Raw genomic sequence first — 19,074 nt, forward strand, 5'->3', positions numbered from 1 at the left:
GAGTTGGGGAAGCATGCTGGAATTCGCGCCCTCGGACTATCTCGGTGGGGGCGCGATCGTCGAGGTTGATCATCCGGCTGTGCGGGCGCTCGGGGATGAGTTGTGGCGGGGGTCCGGTGGTGAGATCGACTGTGCTCGAAGGGCTTTCGAGTGGGTTCGGGATGCGGTGGGGCATTCGTATGATGTGCGGGATTCGCGGGTGACGTTGCGGGCGTCCGAGGTGCTCGAGCAGCGGGTGGGGCTTTGTTATGCGAAATCGCATCTGCTGGCGGCGGTTTTGCGGGGGCAGGGGATTCCTACTGCGCTTTGCTATCAGCGGTTGACGCATGGGGAGGGGCATGTGCTGCATGGGTTGGTGGCGGTGTATCTCGATGGGGGGTGGCATCGGCAGGATCCGCGCGGGAATCGGGTTGACATCTCGGCCGAATTCTCGCTCGGTGACGAGGTTCTTGCCTTTCCCGTCGATCCCGGTCTCGGTGAGATCGACTATCCGGAATTGCACCGCGCCCCAGCGCAAGTCGTCGTAGAGGCGCTCGGCCGCGCGACCGACGTCTTGGCGATCTACGACAGCGGGCTTCCCTCCGCTCTCATCTGATACTCCTCGGTCAGGGCTTCGACATACCCCTTGGGGGTATGAAAAGTGTCACATGGGTTATGTCTGTTCTCTAGGTACCCCCTGGGGGTATCAATATCGAGTTGGAACTTTCGGTGGTCGCTCGGCGGCCCGATCTCTTCGTCAGGGGAGTGATTTCTATGTCCATCTCGAATGCTGCGCCGCCTGCGTCGCGGCGGTGGATTGCCTTGGGGCTCATTGCTCTTGCTCAGTTCATGGTCATCATGGACACGTCGATCATCGGTGTCGCGCTGCCGAAGATGCAGGATGATCTGGGGTTCTCGCAGGGGAATCTGTCGTGGGTGTTCAATGCGTACGTTGTGGTCTTCGGCGGCCTGCTGCTGCTCGGCGGCAAGCTGTCCGACATTGTCGGGGCGCGCCGGATCTTCCAGATCGGCTGGGGCGTACTGGGTGTCGGATCGCTGGTGGCCGGACTGGCCGGGAATGCCGCGGTCGAGCTGATCGGACGCGGCGTGCAGGGTGCGGGTGCGGCGCTTATCGCGCCCTCGGCATTGACGCTGCTCATGATGCTGTTCGGTGGTAATCCGAGCGAGTTGACCAAGGCGTTCGCGGTATACGGTGCGGCCGCGCCCGCGGGTGGTACCGCCGGTGTGTTCCTCGGCGGTCTCATCACCCAATACGCTTCGTGGCCTTGGGTTTTCTACATCAATATCCCGATCGCCGTGGTGGCGCTGCTGGCGGCGCCGGCGCTGGTTCCGGACGGTGCGATGGCTCCGAATGCCCGAGTTGATGTACTCGGCGCGGTGACAGCCACGCTCGGCCTCGGTGCTGCGGTATTCGGTGTGGTGCGCGCGGATTGGGCCTCGGCCACGACCTGGCTGGTGCTGGCCGCGGCCGTGATCCTGCTCGGCGCGTTCGTCGCCATTCAGGCGCGTCGCAAGGAACCGCTGATGCCGTTGGCCATCTTCCGTGCGCCGGATCTGGGCGCGGCGAATCTCGCTCAGGTGCTGCTGGGTGCGGCGTGGGTGCCGATGTGGTTCTTCCTCAACCTGTATCTGCAGCAGGTGCTCGGGTACTCGGCGTTCCCGTCCGGCGCCGCGCTGCTGCCGATGACCGCGCTGATCATGGTCGGCATGATCGCCATCTCGCCGAAACTGTTCGCGCGCTTCGGCGCTCGCACCATGACCATCGCCGGACTGCTGCTCTTGGCGGCCGGACTGGTGTGGCTGTCGTTCATCCGACCCGACGGCAACTTCTGGGTCGACGTCCTGCCCGGGTCGCTGGTCGCCGCCCTCGGCATGTCCTTGGCCTTCATCCCCACCCTGCAGACGGCCATCTCCGCCGCACCGCCGCAGGAGGGCGGGCTCGCCTCGGGCATCGTGAACACCGGATACCAGATCGGTTCCGCGCTCGGCTTGGCCGTGGTCACCGCCATCGCCGCTCAGGCAGGTGCCGACGAGCTCGGCGACAAGGCCGCCCTGACCGACGGCTTCTCGGCCGCCTTCCTCGCGGCCGCCGTCATCGGAGTAGCCGCCGCGGCGCTCGCCCTGGCGACCTTCCGCTCACCGGCCCGACGGAATCAGCAGGTCACCATTCCTGCTTGATGACGAAGTAGCTGCCCCGAATGGTCCCGGCCAGCTTGGACTTCTGCCTCGCGAATTTGAAGCGGGAGTCGAGTTCGGCCGGGACTTCCATGCCGTCGGAGAGTTTGAAGCCGACGGCTCGCTTCTTCGGGTCGTCCTCGGTGTACATCACATTGATCGACAGACCGCTCTGGTAGAACACGTAGGTCCACCGGATGTTCTCGACCTTGAAGGCCGAAACCTCCAGCGGCGGGGACTCGATGACGAGATCCTTCTCCGCCGCGAGAATTCGATTTACCCAATCGATGGAGTCCTTGGCCTCGTCGGCGGGCACCACCGTGAAGTCGTGGTCGTACTTGTTCTTGAAGTACCGCGCCTCGTTCGCCCGCAACCCGGCCAGCGCATCCGCCACCGGCGAGGACTCCAGACCGACGGTCGACACGTTCTTGAAATCCACGACGTACGCCACGGTGAACTCCTTACTCGTATGTACCGCCAGAGATCACCAACGCCGAGGTGACGATGGTGTCGGGGTGCTGGGGAGAAATCGCCTTGGACTTACTGCTGCTGATGATCACCGCGATCACGATGATGACGATAACCAGCACCGTGACGATGGCGGCGATAAGCCACGCGGTCGTGCTCGAATTCTTCTGCGGGGGCGTGTAAGTGGGCGGCGGAACGGTGCGCGGCGGGTAATTGGTCTGCGGCATTTGCTGACTCGGATACGCCGGGGTGGAGATCGGCTGATTCTGAATCGGCTGATGCGGATAGGACGGCATCGACTGCGGACGAACCGGGTAGGTCGGGGTGGGCGCCTGCTGGATCACCGGCTGTGGCCGCACCGGGGTCGGCGGGCGCGGCGCGACGATCGGCTGGGGATGCGCCGGGGTCGGCGGACGCGGCGGGGCGGCCGGGCGCGGAGTCTGCAGCGCGCGTTCGGCGGCGGTCGCGAATTCGACGCAGGAGCGGAAGCGGTCCGCCGGGCGCTTGGACAGGGCTCGGTTGAGGACCGCGTCGATGGCGGGCGGCAGCGCCTGGCGGCGCGGGCTGGCCGGGGGCGGCGGCTGCTGCAGATGGCCGCGAATTACGGCCGCCGGGCTGGTGCCCTCGAACGGGACTGCGCCGGTGAGCAGTTGGAACAGGGTGCAGGCCAGCGAGTACTGGTCGGAGCGACCGTCGAGGGCCGCTCCGGTCAGTTGCTCCGGCGAGGCGTAGGCCAGTGTTGCTGTGACCGTCCCGGTCTGAGTGAGATGGCCGGTGTCGTCGCGCAGCCGGGCGATGCCGAAGTCGGTCAGATAAACGCGCTCGCCCGCGCCGGTCTTGGATGAGGAGCGGGCCAGCAGAATATTCGCCGGCTTCACATCGCGGTGCAGCACGCCCAGACCATGGGCGTAATCGAGGGCCTTCGCGGTCTCGCCGATGATCTGGGCGGCGCGCAGCGGCGGCAGGGTCCCCGGGCTGATCGACGAGGCATTCACTCCGTCGATGAACTGCATGGAGATCCACAGCTGTTCACCCTCGTCACCCCGGTCGTAGACGGTGACGATATTCGGGTGGTCCAGCCGGGCGACGAGATCGGCCTCGCGAATGAAGCGGGCCCGAATCTCGTCGTCGCTGAACATCTCCTGATTGAGCAGCTTCAAGGCGGTCATGCGCGGCAGCCGCGGATGCTTGGCCAGGTACACCGAGCCCATACCGCCGCGACCGAGCTCGCGTTCGATGACGTAACCGGCGAACACATCACCAGAGCGCAAGGTCGAACACCCACTTCCCGAAACCAAATTTGCCCACCAGACAAATCAGCAGGCAGCCTATCAGCGTCCGATGACGCTCAATTGTCGCTGACTTGGCCTCACCCTGCGTTCAGATGCGCCCAGGCCTGCACGTCACCGCGGTCCAGCGCCACCGCGAGCAGGTCCGGGAAACGGTCCGGCGTGCAGGCGAAAGCGGGCACACCCAGGGCCGTCAGCGCAGCGGCGTTGTCGCGGTCGTAGGCGGGCGCGCCCTCGTCCGAGAGCGCCAGCAGCACCACGACCTGGACGCCCGACTCCTTCATGGCGCGTATGCGCCGCAGCATCTCCGCCCGCACCCCGCCCTCGTACAGATCCGAGATCAGCACGAACAGCGAGTCCGCGGGCCGGGTGATGAGCGACTGCGAATACGCGATGGCCCGATTGATATCGGTGCCGCCGCCCAGCTGCGTCCCGAACAGCACCTCCACCGGATCCGAGAGCTTCTCGGTGAGATCCACGACGGCCGTATCGAATACCACCAGCGAGGTGCGCAGCGACCGCATGGACGCCAGCACCGCCCCGAACACCGACGCGTAAACCACGCTGGACGCCATCGACCCGGACTGGTCGATGGCCAGCACCACATCCCGCTTGACCGCCTGCGCCTTGCGCCCGTACCCCACCAGCCGTTCCGGCACCACGGTCCGATGCTCGGGCAGATAGTTCGCGAGATTCTTGCGAATGGTGCGGTCCCAGTCGATGTCCCGGAGCTTGGGCCGCGACACCCGCGCGGCGCGATTCAACGCCCCGCCGACCGCCGCCACCGTCTGCGCCGCGATCCGCCGCTCGATCTCCTTGACCACCTTCTCCACCACCATGCGCGCGGTCGCCTTGGTGGTCTCGGGCATCACCCGATTCAGGCTCAGCAGCGTCCCCACCAGATGCACGTCCGGCTCGACCGCCTCCAAAAGCTCGGGCTCGAGCAGCAATTCGGTGAGGTTGAGCCGATCCACGGCATCGCGCTGCATCACCTCCACCACGGTCGAGGGGAAGTAGCGCCGGATATCGCCCAGCCACCGCGACACCTGCGGGGCGGAACCCCCGAGCCCGCCCGAACGCCGCCCGCTGCCGCCCGGCCCGCCGGAGTCGTAGAGCGCCCCCAGTGCCCGATCCATGGCCTGATCGTCGGGATTGCCCAGCCCGCCGCCCCCGAGTCCGGGCTCACCTGCGCTCCCGAGCACCAGACGCCAACGCCGGGACTGGTTCTCGTCTACCTCGTTCATGCCGAAACCCCCAGGATCTCCATGGCCGCCCGCATGGCGAGCGTGCCGCGGTCGATGTCGTATTCGGTGCCGCCATTGCCCGAAGCCGTTGGCGCGCCCTGCCGTACGGCCTGCCCGATGGCCTGCCGCTCACCGGACTCGAACGCGCCGAACGTCCGGCGCAGCAGCGGCAGGGTGGAAACGAACTGCGCTTCCTCGAGCCCGCAAAGCCAGTCGTCGATGAGCGACAACAGGTTTCGGTCGTGGACCAGCAGCAGCCCGCGCCCGCCCAGGAAGCCGTCGATCCACGACGCCTTGTCGGGAGCCGTCCGGCCGACCGACAGGGCCGCCGATAGTCGGCGACCGGACTCCTCGGCGGAGATGCGCTCGGCATCGCAGAGCAGCCGCACCGCCCGCCCGACGATCCCGCCGTTCACATCGTCGCGATCGGCAAGGGTCTCCAGCGTGGACAGCCAAGTGCCGGTGGCCCATTCATCGTCGCGCGCCGACAGCGCCAGATGCACGGCGTCGATCTTTTCGCGTAGCGCGTTGGCAGAGTCGGTGTCCAATCCCGTGACGGCCCCGGGTAATCCGGCGCAGCTGCGCACCAGCAGACTGTCCGCCACCCGGGTCAGCGCCGCGCTGTCGGTGCCGCGCACATCGCCGTACCTGGCGATCCGCAGCAGCCCCGGCAGCGCCGCCATCAGATGCGTGACGTCATGATCCAGCGCCGCAACCGATTCCAGCCGCGCGATCAGCCCGTCGGTGGCCCCGCCGAGATCGGCCAGCAGCGCCTCCTCCAGCACGTTGGCCACCTTGCCGACCGTGGCCTCCGAATCGGACGCGAGGTCAAGCACTTTCGCCTCGGCCGCCGACCGCAGGGTGGTGCCCCAGCGCGACGCCTCGACGATCGAGATCGCCAGCTCCGGCCGCCAGCGCAGCGTCCACGTCTCCCGGAAGGTCCCGGTACTTCGCACCTGACTGTCGGTCAGCCGCCCCCATTCGATGCCGAGCAGCCGAAGCCGGTGCAGCAGCCGCGATCTCGCCAGCCCGCCGTCGGTGCGCAGATCCAGATCGAGGGTGCGCTCCAGCGCCTGCTGCTTCAGGCGCAGCGTCTTGATCTGCGCCCGCAGATCCGCCTCCAGCGGCACGGTCGGCGTCCCCTCGGGCACCGTCCCGAGCGCCTCGCCCACTACGAGTTCGGTGCTGACCAGCCGCAACAGCGTCTCGTCGCCGTCGCACAGCACCGACCGCGTGGCCTCGGTGACCTCCGACAGCCCGGCGAGCGGCCGCCCCCGCAGGGTCGCGAGAGTCTCGGCCAGCCGGACGGATTCGATGATGTGCGCACTCGACACCGGCAGATCGTGCGCCCGCAGCGTGCCCGCGACCTTGGTCAGCCAGCGCGCGATCGGCTGCTCGGTCTCGGTGAACAGGTGGTGGTACCAGCCGGGCGAGGTGATGCCCGCGCCGTACCCGGAGGAGCTGGCCAGCCGCGAATGCGTCCAGGGCACCCAGGTCAGAGTCGCCTTGACCTTGGGCATTCCCTTCAGCAGCTTGGTATCGGCGACCGCCGGCCCCAGCTTGCCCTCCAGCGCGGGCGCGTGCCACGCGCCGCACACCACGGCCAGCCGCCGCGCCCCGTCCTTCAGCGCCTTCCGCATGATCTGCCGCATGTGCGCCTCACGCCGCAGCGTGTGGTCGTCCAGATGCTCGGCGTCCTCCCGCAGCGCGCCCATGGCCTCGTTGACCGCACCGAAAATATCGGCGTCCGAGGAGGATTCGATGATCGCGTCCCACCAGCGCTCGGCATCGTCGTACCCGGCCGCCGAGGCCAGCATCCCCAGCGGATCGGTCCGATCGCCCGGCTCGTCCTCCACCGCCAGCGCGACGGCGGCGGGCAGATCGCAGAACCCCACGGACACACCGTTTTCCGTCGCGTACCGCAGCGCGATCCATTCCGGCGAGAACGTCGCGAAGGGCCAGAACGCGGCCTTGGCAGGGCTGTCGGGCTGATAGGCGAGCAGGGCCACCGGCGGCGACATCCCCTCGGCCGCAAGGTAACCGATCAACGGATCGGCATCCGACGGCCCCTCGATGAGGATCGCGTCCGGCCGGAACCGCTCCAACGCCAGCCCCAGCGACCGCGCCGACCCCGGCCCGTGGTGCCGGATGCCGAACACCCGGGTCTCGGTGTCGACCGCGACCGCCGCCGTCATTCGTGCACCTCGCGGCAGGCCCGGTAGAAGTCGGCCCAGTCCGGCCGCTGCCGCACCACGGCCTCCAGGTATTCGGTCCACACCACTTGGTCGGCCACCGGATCCTTGACCACCGCGCCCAGCACCGCACCCGCGATATCGGCGGGCCGCAGCACCCCGTCGCCGAAATGCGCCGCCAGCGCGATGCCGTTGGTGATCACCGAGATAGCCTCGGCCGTCGACAGCGTGCCCGACGGCGACTTCAGCTTGGTCCGCCCGTCGTCGGTCATGCCCGAGCGCAGCTCGCGGAACACCTTGACCACGCGCCGGATCTCCTCGGCCGCCGCGGGTACGGTGGGCAATTCCAGTGCGGCGCCGAGCTGTTCGACCCGGCGGGTCACGATCGACACCTCTTCGTCCTCGCCCGCCGGCAGTGGCAGCACCACGGTATTGAACCGCCGCCGCAGCGCCGACGACAGCTCGTTCACGCCGCGGTCGCGATCATTGGCGGTGGCGATCACATTGAAGCCCTTGGCCGCCTGCACCTCCGTGCCCAGCTCCGGCACCGGCAGCGTCTTCTCCGACAGCACTGTGATCAGCGCGTCCTGCACGTCGGAGGGAATACGCGTGAGCTCCTCGAGCCGCGCGATGGAGCCCAGGCGCATGGCGGTCATGATCGGCGAGGGCACCAGTGCCGCGTCGCTCGGCCCCTCGGCCAACAGCCGCGCGTAGTTCCAGCCGTAGCGAATCGCCTCCTCCGCGGTGCCGGAGGTGCCCTGCACCAGCAGCGTCGAATGCCCGGCTATGGCGGCCGAAAGATGTTCCGACACCCACGTTTTCGCGGTGCCCGGCACGCCGATCAGCAGCAGCGCGCGATCGGTGGCCAGGGTCGCCACCGCCACCTCCATCAACCGGCGCGGCCCGACGTACTTGGGCGTGATGACGGTGCCGTCGCTGAGCGTGCCGCCCAGCAGATAGGTGACCACCGCCCACGGCGACAGCTTCCAGGAGGGCGGGCGCGGTCGGTCATCGGCGGCGGCCAGCGCCGTCAGCTCGTCGGCGAAGGCCTGTTCGGCGTGCGGGCGCAGCAGGGCGTCCCGCTCCTGAATCGTGGTCATTGCAACTCCTCGAGCATCGTCTTGCGTTCAATGAGGTCATGGGCGAGCTGGTCGAAGGCCTGCTCCCAGTAGGGATCTCCGCATTCCCGGGCAATCCGGGATACCATTCCGGCGGCCTGCACCGGGAAATGCGCGGACGCCGCGCGGAACAGCGTCCGGTACGAGCCGGGCACCAGGCTGGGCGCACCCGGCCGGTCCGCGCTCAGCCGCGCGCGCTCCACCAGCAGCCGCAGCACATGCTCGGCCATCGGCCCGGGCCACGGATGCGGCATGGCGCGCAACAGCGATTCGATCTCCGCCAGCCAGCTGGAATCCAGCCCGCGCAGATGGCGGATCTGCGCGCTCTCGGACTGCAGCGCGAACAGCTCGCGCAGCTTCTCGGTATCGGCGCTCCGACTGTTCGAGCCCGACAGCACCTCGAACAGGGCGGCCGCCCACTCCGAATTCCGTTGGGCCAGTGCGGCATCGGTCCAACCCGCGAGCATGGCGCCGCGCACACTCTCGGCCATGGGCGCCCGCACCGCCTCCTCGGGCGATCCGAGCACCCGCGCCCAATAGGTCAGCGGCGTTCCGGCGACCACCCGATGCAACCATTCGTTGGCCAGGTCGGGCGCGCCGTCGGAGCGATAAGCGGTGTAGCCGAACGAATCTCCGACGCCATCGCGGCGGGCCGCCTCGTCGAGGACGCCCGGTCCGTTGGTGAGAACCTGCGGCCGCACCGGCGGCGAGCGGAAGATCAGCCAGGCCGACACCCGCTCCGCCATCCGCGCGGCGAAGGCCGAATCCGGCAGCTGTCCGAGCAGATCCGCGGCCAGCCGCCGCACCTCGGCCCGCCGATCATCGAGCGCGGCCTCGAGCAGCGCCTCGTCCTCGATCGACAGCCCATCGGCGAGGACGGCCAGCAATTCCGCCTTCCCGGGACCGGATTCCTTGGCCCAGGACCCGGCCAGCGCCGCCCGCGCGGCCGCCGGATCCCGCTGCCGCAGCTGGGTCAGCCAGCTCCGCCGCTCGGCGGCCCGGCCGTGCGACCACACGCCGTCATCCTCGGCGGCGGCCCGCACCAGCGACTTCCAGCCCGGATGCTGTGCGGCCAGCCAGCGGCCCCGCGCACCGGCCAGGCGCAGCAGCGGCTCACGATGCGCGGCAAGGGCTTTCGCGCGCTCGAGTAAGACGCTGACCAGTCCGTCCGGAGCCCGGAAGTCCCGGGGTGCGACCAGCGCGAACCACTCGTCCAGGAAGGGTGAATTGTCGGCCAGCATGTCCCCGAGCCGGGCACCCGCCGCGGCGGGCAGCAGCGGCCGCTCATCATCGGCGGCGGCATCGCCGAACTCGGCCGCACCGGCCGTCACCCCGCCGCGTGCGAAACAGTCCTGCAGCGCAATCGATTCCAGCAGCGTGGCGGCCGCATCGCCCGACAGCGTGACGGCCGCTTTGACCACCGGTGACGCCAACCCGGAAAGATCGGCCTGTCGTCGCGCCGTGCCGACGAGCGCCGCCGACACCAGCTCGGCGCTCCCACCGTCCTCGACCCCGCTCCGCAAGGGAAAGGGATTCCCCTGCGCCACACCGACATCGACCATGCTCCCGTTGGCGAGCGCCGCGACCGGCACCAGCCCGTCGACCGTCCACTCTCCGAGCACGGTGACCGGATGCCCACCCGACAGCCCCAGCAACCGCCACGGCTCACCCTCGGCAATCGACACCGGCAGCGCGTCCCCGCCGGATTCGACTACATACCAGCCCTTTTCGCCCCGCACGGGAACGACGTCGGCCAGCAGCACCGGCCACGACCGCAGGAACGGATCGGCTCCGAGCGCCCCGGCTTGTTCAGCCAGTGCCGAGGCAATGCCCCCGGCATTGGTATCGAGGCGCGGGATCGTGGTGAACGGCTCGGGAATGTCCTCGTGCCGATCACCCCAGATGGCGCGCAACGGCGCGGCAGCCGGGTAGTAGTGCAGATTCGCGTCGACCTGGAACCCCGGAGCCGGAGTGTCATTCGGAAACGCCGGGCTGCCGTAGTGGTGGTCCACCAGCAGCGCCCACCGTCCGGAAGTCCTGCCGCGCAACCACACTCGGCGCGTATACAGCCCGTCCTCGGTCGTGGTCCGCACCCCGAGTACCTGCCACCGGTCCCGCACCGCGGGCTCGGCGCGCACCGTCTCCGCCGGCGTCGGATATCCGATATGCGTCCGCACGCTGGCCCGCAGCTCCGGCGACAGCTCGTCGAGCCTCCCATGCGCCGTCGCGAGCAGGTGCAGTCGGGCATACTCCCGCAACAGCAACCGCGGCCACTCGGAATGCGTTGTGGCCAGCGGCAACTGACGCAGAATCGAGGCGATCCCCGGCGCCTGCGCGTCGACCATGCGGGCCGCCACGGTCTCGAACGCCCGCATCGACCGGTCGGATTGTGCCAGCCCGGTCCGCACCTGATCGGTGAGCCAGGTGTCCAGATCGGCCAGGCCCGCGGTGACCCGGGCGCGGCGCTGATCCGCGGTCGCACCATTGCCGCGCGCCGGCTTCGCTTCGGGCTCGGCCTTCTTGGCGGCCTTCGCCGCCCGCCCGCCCAGCCAGTCGGCCGCGAAATCGGCCACGCTCTCGGCGGCGTTCACCTCGCCCGCACTCCACGACAACAGCAGCGACAGTGCGTGTTTGCACGGAAACTTCCGGCTCGGGCAGGTGCACTTGTACGCGGGCCCGGCCAGATCCACGATGGTCTGATACGGTCGGCTACCGCTGCCCTGGCACAATCCCCACAGCGCGGTGTCGTGAATTCCCGTGCCGCTCCACTTGCCGCGCAGCTTGCGGGCGGCGGTCAGCGACGCGGCGTCCGGTGCGAGCGAGCCGATGTGATCGGCGGTCCAAGCGGTGGTCATCCGTTCCCCCTTCCTCGGTTGAGCAAAGTTGTATCCGAGGGCACCGACAGACGGATGGGGGTTGGGTCACACGATGTTTGCCGCGATAGGGTCGCGGACATGCCCCGCGTCGCGATCGAATACTGCACGCAATGCCGCTGGCTGCTCCGTGCGAGCTGGATGGCCCAGGAGTTGCTCACCACCTTCGCCACCGACCTGTCGGAGGTGGCGCTGGTACCCGGTGAGGGCGGCGTCTTCCGCATCACCGTCGACGGCGAGCAGATCTGGGAACGCAAGGCGGACGGCGGTTTTCCCGATATCGCCGTCCTGAAACAGCGGGTCCGGGACCGCGTGGCGCCGGGCATGTCCCTGGGCCACGCGGACCGGAAAGCAGCCGAAGCGGCGGACTAGCCGCAGCAACCGCCCCCGCAGCAACCGCCGCCACCCGACGGCGCGGGCGCGGGCGCTGGAGAGTTGCCACCGCGGGTCACCGTGCCGAACGTGGTCAGCAGCTTCACCGTGTCGGCGTGCCCGGCCGGGCACGCCGCGGGCGCGGACGCCTCGGCCATCGGGCGGGACAGTTCGAAGGTATCGCCGCAGTCGCGACACCGATACGCGTAGCTCGGCACGTCCACAGCCTAGACCAGCGGGAGCAACGCACTCGGTACCCTCGATTTACGGAGTACGAGGAGGTCTGGTGTGAGCACTCGGTTCTTCGACACGCTGTCGGACCAGGACGGCGCGCCGATGGCGAAGACCGCATACGGCGCGGTGTCCGGAGCGATGGACGGCCGGATCGCGGTCTGGCGCGGCATCCCCTACGGCGCGAGCACCGGCGGGCACAATCGCTTCCGCCTGCCGCAGCCCCCGCAACCCTGGACCGGCGTCCGCGAATGCGTCACCTTCGGCGACGTCGCGCCGCAATCGCCCGGCTTCGTCCCGGTCGACGGCAGCCTGCGCATGGGCGAGGACTGCCTCTGGCTCAATGTCTGGGCCCCCGCCGAATCCGCCGCCGAGCACCGCCCGGTCCTGGTGTGGCTGCACGGCGGCGCGTTCTGCCTGGGCACCGCCGCCCAGGCCATCTACGACGGCAAGCGGCTGGCCGAGACCGGCGACGTGATCGTGGTGACGGTCAACTACCGGCTGGGCGCGCTCGGCTTCCTCGACCTGTCCTCCCTCGGCGACGAATTCGTCCCGAACCTGGGCCTGCACGACCAGATCGCCGCGCTGAAGTGGGTGCGCGACAATATCGAGGCCTTCGGCGGCGACCCGGGCAATGTCACCGTCTTCGGCGAATCCTCCGGCGCGGGCTGCGTGACCGCGCTGCTCACCTCGCCGCTCTCGGCGGGCCTGTTCCACCGCGCCATCGCCCAATCCCCGCCCGCCACCACGGTTTTCGGCCCCGAACGGGCCGCGGTGGTGGCCAAGCGCTACCTGGAACTGCTGGAGCTGACCCCCGACCACGCGGCCGAACTGCTCACCATGCCCATCGAGCGCATGATCACCGCCGCGGGCACGCTGCTCGACGAGGTGCCGCTGCGCGAACCCGGCCGCCTGGCCGCCGCGCCCGTGGTCGACGGCAATCTGCTGCCCGCCTACCCCAGCGAGCGCTTCCAGCAGGGCCGCTCGCACCGGGTGCCGCTCATCATCGGCACCAACAAGGACGAGGCCTCGCTGTTCCGGCTGTTCCGCTCGCCCATCATGCCGGTCACCCCGGACGCCGTGAACGCCATGCTGCGCGGCGTGGCGGCCGAGCATCCGGGCCTGTCGGCGGAGCGGCTGGCCGAGATCGCGGCGGCCTACGAATCCAGCACGCCGCGTGGCGCGCTCACCATGTCCACCGATGCCGCCTTCCGCATGCCCTCGCACTGGGTCGCCGACGCCCACTCCGCGCACTCGCCGACCTGGATGTACCGCTTCGACCACGCCACCCCGATGCTCAAGGCGGCCCGGGTCGGTGCCGGGCACGCCACCGAATTGCCGTATGTCTTCGGCAATTTCGGCTCCTTCGACTACGACCCCACCTTCTGGCTGGGCGGACGCAAAGCGGCACAGGAGGTTTCGGGCCGGGTCATGCGCCGCTGGCTGGCCTTCGCCGAATACGGCGTCCCGGCCGCCATCGACGGGTCCAAACACTGGCCGCCCTACAGCGCCGCGACCCGCACCACACTGGTCATCGACAATGTGGACCGCGTGGTGGACGATCCCGACCGCGACCGCAACACCATCTGGGGCGACGACGTGGTCGGGTTCTACTAAACCTCAGCGCTTTCCGGGACCACCGCGTTGGCCCGGCGGCCCATCCGCGCGGGCATGTGCGCATATCCGTGCAGGTTCCGCAGGGGCCGCCGCTGCGGCTCGCCGGCCAGCGTCAGATCCGGGAACTGCTCGAACAGCGACCGCAGCGCGTACACGCCCTCCATCCGCGCCAGGCTCGCGCCCAGGCAGGTGTGGATACCGCTGGAGAAGGTCAAGTGCTCCTTGGCATTCGGGCGGGTGATATCGAAGCGGTTCGGGTCCTCGAACTTGCGCGGATCCCGGTTCGCGCCCGCCAGCGACATCACCACCACCGTGCCCTGCGGTAGCGAGAAGCCGTCGATCTCGGTGTCGCACAGTGCGATTCGGCCCGTCATCATGACCGGCGGATCGAAGCGCAGGATCTCGTCCACGGCCGCGGACCACAGGTCGGGGTCCGCGCGCAGCAGGTCCAATTGCTCGGGATGCGAGAGCAATTGGACGACGCCGTTGCCGATGAGATTCACCGTCGTCTCGAAGCCCGCGCCCATGAGCAGGCTGGCCGTCGCCTTCAATTCCCGCTCGTCGAGCTCACCGGCGGTGACCAGGCTGGAGAGAATGTCCTCGCCCGGCTCGCGCCGCAGCCGCGCGATGTGGTCGTCGAGATAGGCGTCCATCAGATCCATCGCCAGGTAGGCGTCGCGCCAGCTCCGCCAGGAGATGCCGATGTCCAGCAGCGGTGTGGCGGCGTCACCCCAGGCCAGGAACTCGTCGCGCGAAGCCTGTGGGAAGCCGAGCATTTCGCTGATGATGGCGATCGGCACCTGCTGCGCGAAATCCGCGATCAGATCCGCCGAGCCACCCGGCGGCAACGCGTCCAGCAATTCCGCGGTCACCGATTCCACGCGATCCCGCAGCCGCGCGATGGCACGCGGGGTGAAGGCCGCCGACACCGATTTGCGGATGCGGGTGTGATCGGGCGGATCGATCATGAGCAGCGACGGCGGCTCCACCGGATTGGGCGGCGTCTGCGCCGACTTCAGCCGATCGCGCAGCCAGTCCGGCATATCGATGCCGTCGGGACCGAACGCACCGAAGCGGTTGTCGCGCAGCATGACCCGGGTCAGCTCGTAGTCGGCCGTCGCCCAGGTGTAAGGGTTGTGCACCAGTCGCCCGCGCGCCCGCAGGGCCTCGATCGAAGGATATGGATTGTCCAATGCGGAGGGGCTGGTGAGCAATTGCGCCAGCGGATTTCCCCTGCGCGCCTGGAGCCGCAGCGCCCAGCGCGCCGCCCCGTGTTCGACCACCCACCGGGCCCAATATCGCGGACTCATCATCACCGGCTCCCTCCCACGTTGGATTATTTCCACCGTACGGAAACCGCTGCGGCCGAAAAACATCCTGCGGAGGGAATCGCGGCTCCTACCCCGGTAGGAGCATTTACCGACGCTCGGTGGTGACCCTTTCGGACGCCACCCGCCGATCGTGCGCGGCCGGATCGGGATTGGCGACCTGCACCAGCGACGCACCCGCCGCCAGCACCGCCACGAACCCGTCGATCAACTCGGCCGGGGTATCCCAGGACGCCGTGGACAGCACCCGGTCCTCACTGGTGAACCCTTGCCGGGCAGCCGATTTCCGGGCCTCCTCGAGCACCTCCGACACCGACTCGCCGTCCAGCGCGCACCCGATGCCGCCGGGCCGGAACTGGTCGCCGTGCACGCGCACCGAGGTCGCATAATCGGTGATGCCGACCGGCAGATTCTTCACCGGCATCCCCATCGGATCCAGCGACAGCGCCGCCACTTCCGCGATCCCGTCCGCCTCGTCGATCCGGTCCGCCGTCACCAGCGCCAGCTCGGCGTCCGGATCGGCGTGCAGCACCACCTCGACGCCCGCCCACCAGCAGCCCAGCAGCACCGCCGCGGTCTGCCAGTGCGCCGGGAGCAGCACCGCGACTCGCGCCCCGGACGACAGCCCGAATTCGTCGCGAATCATATTGGCGGTCTTGGCCGCCCAATTGGCCAGCGTCAGCGCCGACAGTTCGATCCGCGCGCCGGTGGCGTCGTCGTAGAAGGTGATGCGCGGGCCCGCGGGGTCGCGGGCGAGGATGGGGTCGAGCACCGCTTCGGTGAGGGTCTCGTTCAATTCACGCATTTCGGTCCGTTCGTACCAGCGTCGATAGGTGGGGCCGGGGGCACCGGGGTCGCGGTCGTGCTGCTTCCGGAGAAGTCGATCGTGCCGCTGCCCGTCGCCGAACCCGGACCAGCGTAGTCACTCGCCAGCACGACGCGAACCGTGCCCGCCGGAAGTCCGGTCTCACCCATCACCGGCAGCCCGCCCAGCACCTGCGCCACCGCCCGCGCCTTCGGGTCGCCGCCCGAGCCCGCCAGCACCCGGCTGGACTGGATCGGCCCGCCGATCCAGTTGTCCACCGTCCCGGTCCGGAATCCCTTGGCCGCCAGCGCCTGCGCGGCCTGCGCGGCCAGTCCGCCGGTGCCCGAGGCGTTGTAGACGTCGACGGTGAAGCTCGACGGATCGATGCCGCCGTCGTCCTCGTCCTCGCCGACCGCCTTGGCCACGAACTTGTGCACCGCGACCGGATCCACCCGCACCACCGATTCGCCGTTGTCGGTCCAGCCGTTGAGATCCTTGACCGGAATGGTCTCGAACTTCACCTGGCCGCCCGAGAGGTCCTGCAGCTGATGCAGGAAGCTGAGCACGTCCCAGCCGTCGTCGAGCACCACCGTGCGCCCGACCGCGTCGCTGAGCTCCTTCAATCGGGTGGGGCTGGTGAGCACCTTGGCGCTGAGCACCTGATGCACCAGCTGCGCCATGTACACCTGCTGCCGCACGATCCGGTCCAGATCCCCGCGCGGCAGGTCGTGGCGCTGGCGCACGAAGCTCAAAGCCTGTGCGCCATTGAGCTTCTGCGGCCCGGCCGGGAAGTCCGCGCCCGAAAGCGGTTCGTCCACCGCGTTGTTCAGGCACACGTCGACCCCGCCGACGGCATCGGTGAGCAGCACGAAGCCCAGCAGCCCGACCTCCGCGTAATGGTCGACGGTGATCCCGGTGAGGTTGGCCACCGTCTTGACCAGCGCCTGCCGCCCGGCCTGGGTGGAGCGCTTGTCGGCCTCGGCGGGGGAGACGCCCTGGTCGATCAGCTTCTGCTGGGTGGTGGCCTTGGTCACGCCGTACGCCGAATTGATCTTCCCCATGCCCAGGCCCGGAATGTCCACGTAGGAATCGCGCGGGATCGAGATGGCGGTCGCCGAACTGCCGTCATTGGGCACTCGGATGAGCACGATGGTGTCGGTATTGAGCCCGCCCTCGCCGTCGTCCCCGGCGTGCAGCATGGCCAATTCGTCCTGGGTGAGCGGATTTCCGTGCGCGTCGGTGCGCGAGTCGATGCCGACCATGAGGATGTCGGTCGCGCCGTCGGCCTTGTCCCCGCCGAGGCCCAGATTTCCGATCCGCTCGATATTCGACACCAGCTGATCCACGCTGCGCCAGCCCAGCCCGGTCGCCACCAGCACCAGCACCGCCACCACCGCCGTCAGGACGCGGCCCGGCGTGGCCAGGCGACGCGCGCGGCGTGACGGTACAGGCACGGATGCCCAGGAACTGTCCGGCAACCCGATGATCCTTTCGAAAGCGCGGGATTTCCCCCACTGTGCAGGCTAGTAGCGGTAACCAAAATGTTGCCGTATCACCGGCTCCGTGAGTCGTCCGGGTGCGTGCCAGACTGGCGGGCGTGATGCTGATAACCGGGGGACGCGGACAATTGGGGCGGGCGCTGACGGCCCTCGCGCCGGACGCGCGTGGCCTGGCCCACACCGATCTCGACATCACCGACCTGGAGGCGGTGCGCAAGGTGGTGAGCGGCGGGGACGTGCTCATCAACTGCGCCGCCTACACCGCGGTCGACAAGGCCGAAACCGACGAGGCGGCCGCCTTCGCCGTCAATGCGACCGGTCCGTCCGTGCTGGCGCGCGCGTGCGCCGAAAAGGGCGCGCGGCTCATTCACGTCTCCACCGACTATGTGTTTCCCGGCACTGCGACGCATCCCTACGAACCGGACGATCCGACCGGTCCGTCCACCGTCTACGGCCGCTCGAAACTCGCTGGGGAGCAAGCGGTTCTGGAGCTCGCGCCGGACGCGCACATCGTTCGGACGGCGTGGGTCTACACCGGACAGGGCGCCGACTTCGTCGCCACCATGCGCCGCCTGGAACGTGAGCGCGACACCATCACCGTGGTGAACGACCAGATCGGCTCGCCCACCTACGCCCCGGATCTCGCGGCGGGTCTCTTGGAGCTCGCCGCCAAGCCCACTGCCCCTCGAATTCTCCACGCCACCAATGCCGGACAAGCCAGTTGGTTCGATCTCGCGCGGGCCGTGTTCACCGGTCTCGGCGCGGACCCGGAACGCGTACGGCCTTGCGGCACCGAGGATTTCCCCAGACCCGCTCCGCGCCCGGCATATTCGGTCCTTTCGGGCAATTCGTGGGCCGCCGCGGGCCTGTCGCCGCTGCGCCACTGGCAGCTCGCACTGAACGACGCACTGGCCGCCATCTCCGACTATCCTGAGGCCCCGTGAGCCCCTCGGATTCTGTCGGAAAGCCCCCCGCAGCGGAGAAGAAACCGCAGCTGGCAGTCGTCACGGTGACCTACTCGCCCGGCGAGCACCTGGAACACTTCATCAGCACGCTGGCCACCGCCACCGGTGAGAAGCCGCAGGTCATCCTGGCCGACAACGGCTCGACCGACGGCTCGCCGGAACTGGCCGCGGAGGCCAACGCCCACGTGCGGCTGCTGCGCACCGGCGGCAATATCGGCTACGGCGGCGCCATCAACCGCGCGGTCGCCGAGATCGACCCGGACATCGAGTTCATCGTCATCGCCAACCCGGACGTGCGCTGGGGCACCGACTCCATCGACGAACTGCTCGCCGCCGCCCGCCGCTGGCCGCGCGCCGGTGCGCTGGGCCCGATGGTGCTCGAGCCGGACGGCAGCCGCTACCCCTCGGCGCGTTCGGTGCCGGGCATCGCCGACGGCGCCGGTCACGCCATCCTCGGCACCATCTGGCCCAAGAACCCCTGGACCCTGCGCTACCGCCAGGACAACGAGGCGGTCACCGAGCGCAGTGTCGGCTGGCTGTCGGGCTCGTGCCTGCTGGTGCGCCGCGCCGCCTTCGATTCCATCGACGGCTTCGACTCGCGCTACTTCATGTACATGGAGGATGTCGACTTCGGTGACCGCATGGGCAAGGCGGGCTGGCACAATGTTTTCGTGCCGTCCGCGGAGGTCACGCACGCCAAGGGACACGCCGCGGGTCGCCATCCGGAGACGATGCTGCCCGCCCACCACGCCAGCGCCTATCGTTTCCAGGCCGACCGGCATCCGCACTGGTGGCAGGCTCCGCTCCGGGTCGCGCTGAAGGCTGGACTTGCGATTCGTTGCAAGCTTGCGGTTCGATCCGCACTGCGCGAACGTGATCGAAACGAAGGTGTTTAAGA

The 19,074-nt window shown here is 68.9% G+C and carries 16 protein-coding genes; 6 read left to right on the top strand and 10 right to left on the bottom strand.

The window, feature by feature from the left end; translation table 11 throughout:
* Both ACAM49_RS25710 and ACAM49_RS25715 read left to right on the top strand, forming a co-directional pair.
* Positions 1-595: transglutaminase family protein (locus tag ACAM49_RS25710; RefSeq protein WP_369638130.1), on the top strand; the 595-nt coding region annotated here is incomplete at its 5' end.
* 158 nt (positions 596-753) lie between these two features.
* On the top strand, positions 754-2,178 hold the full coding sequence (locus tag ACAM49_RS25715; RefSeq protein WP_369638131.1) for an MFS transporter: 1,425 nt from the start codon (positions 754-756) through the stop codon (positions 2,176-2,178).
* Here the strand turns inward: ACAM49_RS25715 and ACAM49_RS25720 are convergent.
* The 6 genes from ACAM49_RS25720 to ACAM49_RS25745 all read right to left on the bottom strand — a co-directional run bounded on the left by ACAM49_RS25720 (position 2,162) and on the right by ACAM49_RS25745 (position 11,341).
* Positions 2,162-2,626, bottom strand: a complete 465-nt coding sequence (locus tag ACAM49_RS25720) for a phage tail protein (protein WP_369638132.1) — start codon at positions 2,624-2,626, stop codon at positions 2,162-2,164. The genes ACAM49_RS25715 and ACAM49_RS25720 overlap by 17 nt on opposite strands.
* A gap of 10 nt (positions 2,627-2,636) precedes the next feature.
* Entirely contained in the window at positions 2,637-3,914 is a 1,278-nt protein-coding gene (locus ACAM49_RS25725; protein ID WP_369638133.1) for a protein kinase, read from the bottom strand.
* Between the two features lie 98 nt (positions 3,915-4,012).
* Positions 4,013-5,176, bottom strand: a complete 1,164-nt coding sequence (locus tag ACAM49_RS25730; protein ID WP_369638134.1) for a VWA domain-containing protein — start codon at positions 5,174-5,176, stop codon at positions 4,013-4,015.
* Positions 5,173-7,371 carry a DUF5682 family protein gene (locus tag ACAM49_RS25735; protein ID WP_369638135.1) on the bottom strand — a complete coding sequence of 733 codons (2,199 nt, stop codon included), beginning with the start codon at positions 7,369-7,371 and terminating at the stop codon, positions 5,173-5,175. Before ACAM49_RS25735 ends, ACAM49_RS25730 begins: the two co-directional genes overlap by 4 nt.
* The gene (locus tag ACAM49_RS25740; protein ID WP_369638136.1) at positions 7,368-8,468 is read right to left on the bottom strand and encodes an AAA family ATPase; all 1,101 of its coding nucleotides are present in this window, start codon (positions 8,466-8,468) and stop codon (positions 7,368-7,370) included. Before ACAM49_RS25740 ends, ACAM49_RS25735 begins: the two co-directional genes overlap by 4 nt.
* Positions 8,465-11,341 (bottom strand): DUF5691 domain-containing protein, encoded by a 2,877-nt coding sequence (locus tag ACAM49_RS25745; protein ID WP_369638137.1) that lies wholly within the window; start codon positions 11,339-11,341, stop codon positions 8,465-8,467. The genes ACAM49_RS25740 and ACAM49_RS25745 overlap by 4 nt, the downstream gene beginning before the upstream one ends.
* Before the next feature lie 99 nt (positions 11,342-11,440).
* Between ACAM49_RS25745 and ACAM49_RS25750 the strand changes: the two genes are divergently transcribed.
* Positions 11,441-11,731, top strand: coding sequence for a SelT/SelW/SelH family protein (locus tag ACAM49_RS25750; protein ID WP_369638138.1), 291 nt, complete (start codon positions 11,441-11,443; stop codon positions 11,729-11,731).
* On the opposite strand, the gene ACAM49_RS25755 is transcribed toward ACAM49_RS25750, so the two are convergent.
* A complete protein-coding gene (locus ACAM49_RS25755; protein WP_040811936.1) occupies positions 11,728-11,949 on the bottom strand; it encodes a zinc ribbon domain-containing protein in 222 nt (73 codons plus the stop codon). The two genes, ACAM49_RS25750 and ACAM49_RS25755, sit on opposite strands and share 4 nt — an antisense overlap.
* A gap of 118 nt (positions 11,950-12,067) precedes the next feature.
* Between ACAM49_RS25755 and ACAM49_RS25760 the strand changes: the two genes are divergently transcribed.
* Positions 12,068-13,579 (top strand): carboxylesterase/lipase family protein, encoded by a 1,512-nt coding sequence (locus tag ACAM49_RS25760; protein WP_369638152.1) that lies wholly within the window; start codon positions 12,068-12,070, stop codon positions 13,577-13,579.
* On the opposite strand, the gene ACAM49_RS25765 is transcribed toward ACAM49_RS25760, so the two are convergent.
* The 3 genes from ACAM49_RS25765 to ACAM49_RS25775 form a co-directional block, all read right to left on the bottom strand.
* Entirely contained in the window at positions 13,576-14,889 is a 1,314-nt protein-coding gene (locus ACAM49_RS25765) for a cytochrome P450 (RefSeq protein WP_369638139.1), read from the bottom strand. The two genes, ACAM49_RS25760 and ACAM49_RS25765, sit on opposite strands and share 4 nt — an antisense overlap.
* Before the next feature lie 106 nt (positions 14,890-14,995).
* Complete coding sequence (locus ACAM49_RS25770) at positions 14,996-15,712, bottom strand: TIGR03089 family protein (RefSeq protein WP_369638140.1); 717 nt, start codon at positions 15,710-15,712, stop codon at positions 14,996-14,998.
* Complete coding sequence (locus tag ACAM49_RS25775) at positions 15,700-17,166, bottom strand: LCP family protein (protein WP_369638141.1); 1,467 nt, start codon at positions 17,164-17,166, stop codon at positions 15,700-15,702. Before ACAM49_RS25775 ends, ACAM49_RS25770 begins: the two co-directional genes overlap by 13 nt.
* 146 nt (positions 17,167-17,312) lie before the next feature.
* On the opposite strand from ACAM49_RS25775, the gene rfbD reads away from it, so the two are divergent.
* Both rfbD and ACAM49_RS25785 read left to right on the top strand, forming a co-directional pair.
* The gene (rfbD, locus tag ACAM49_RS25780) at positions 17,313-18,155 is read left to right on the top strand and encodes a dTDP-4-dehydrorhamnose reductase (RefSeq protein WP_369638153.1); all 843 of its coding nucleotides are present in this window, start codon (positions 17,313-17,315) and stop codon (positions 18,153-18,155) included.
* On the top strand, positions 18,152-19,072 hold the full coding sequence (locus tag ACAM49_RS25785) for a glycosyltransferase family 2 protein (protein ID WP_369638142.1): 921 nt from the start codon (positions 18,152-18,154) through the stop codon (positions 19,070-19,072). The genes rfbD and ACAM49_RS25785 overlap by 4 nt, the downstream gene beginning before the upstream one ends.
* The last annotated feature ends 2 nt before the right edge of the window (positions 19,073-19,074 follow it).

Origin of the sequence: Nocardia sp. JMUB6875 (assembly GCF_041154655.1) — a bacterium.
GTDB lineage: Bacteria > Actinomycetota > Actinomycetes > Mycobacteriales > Mycobacteriaceae > Nocardia.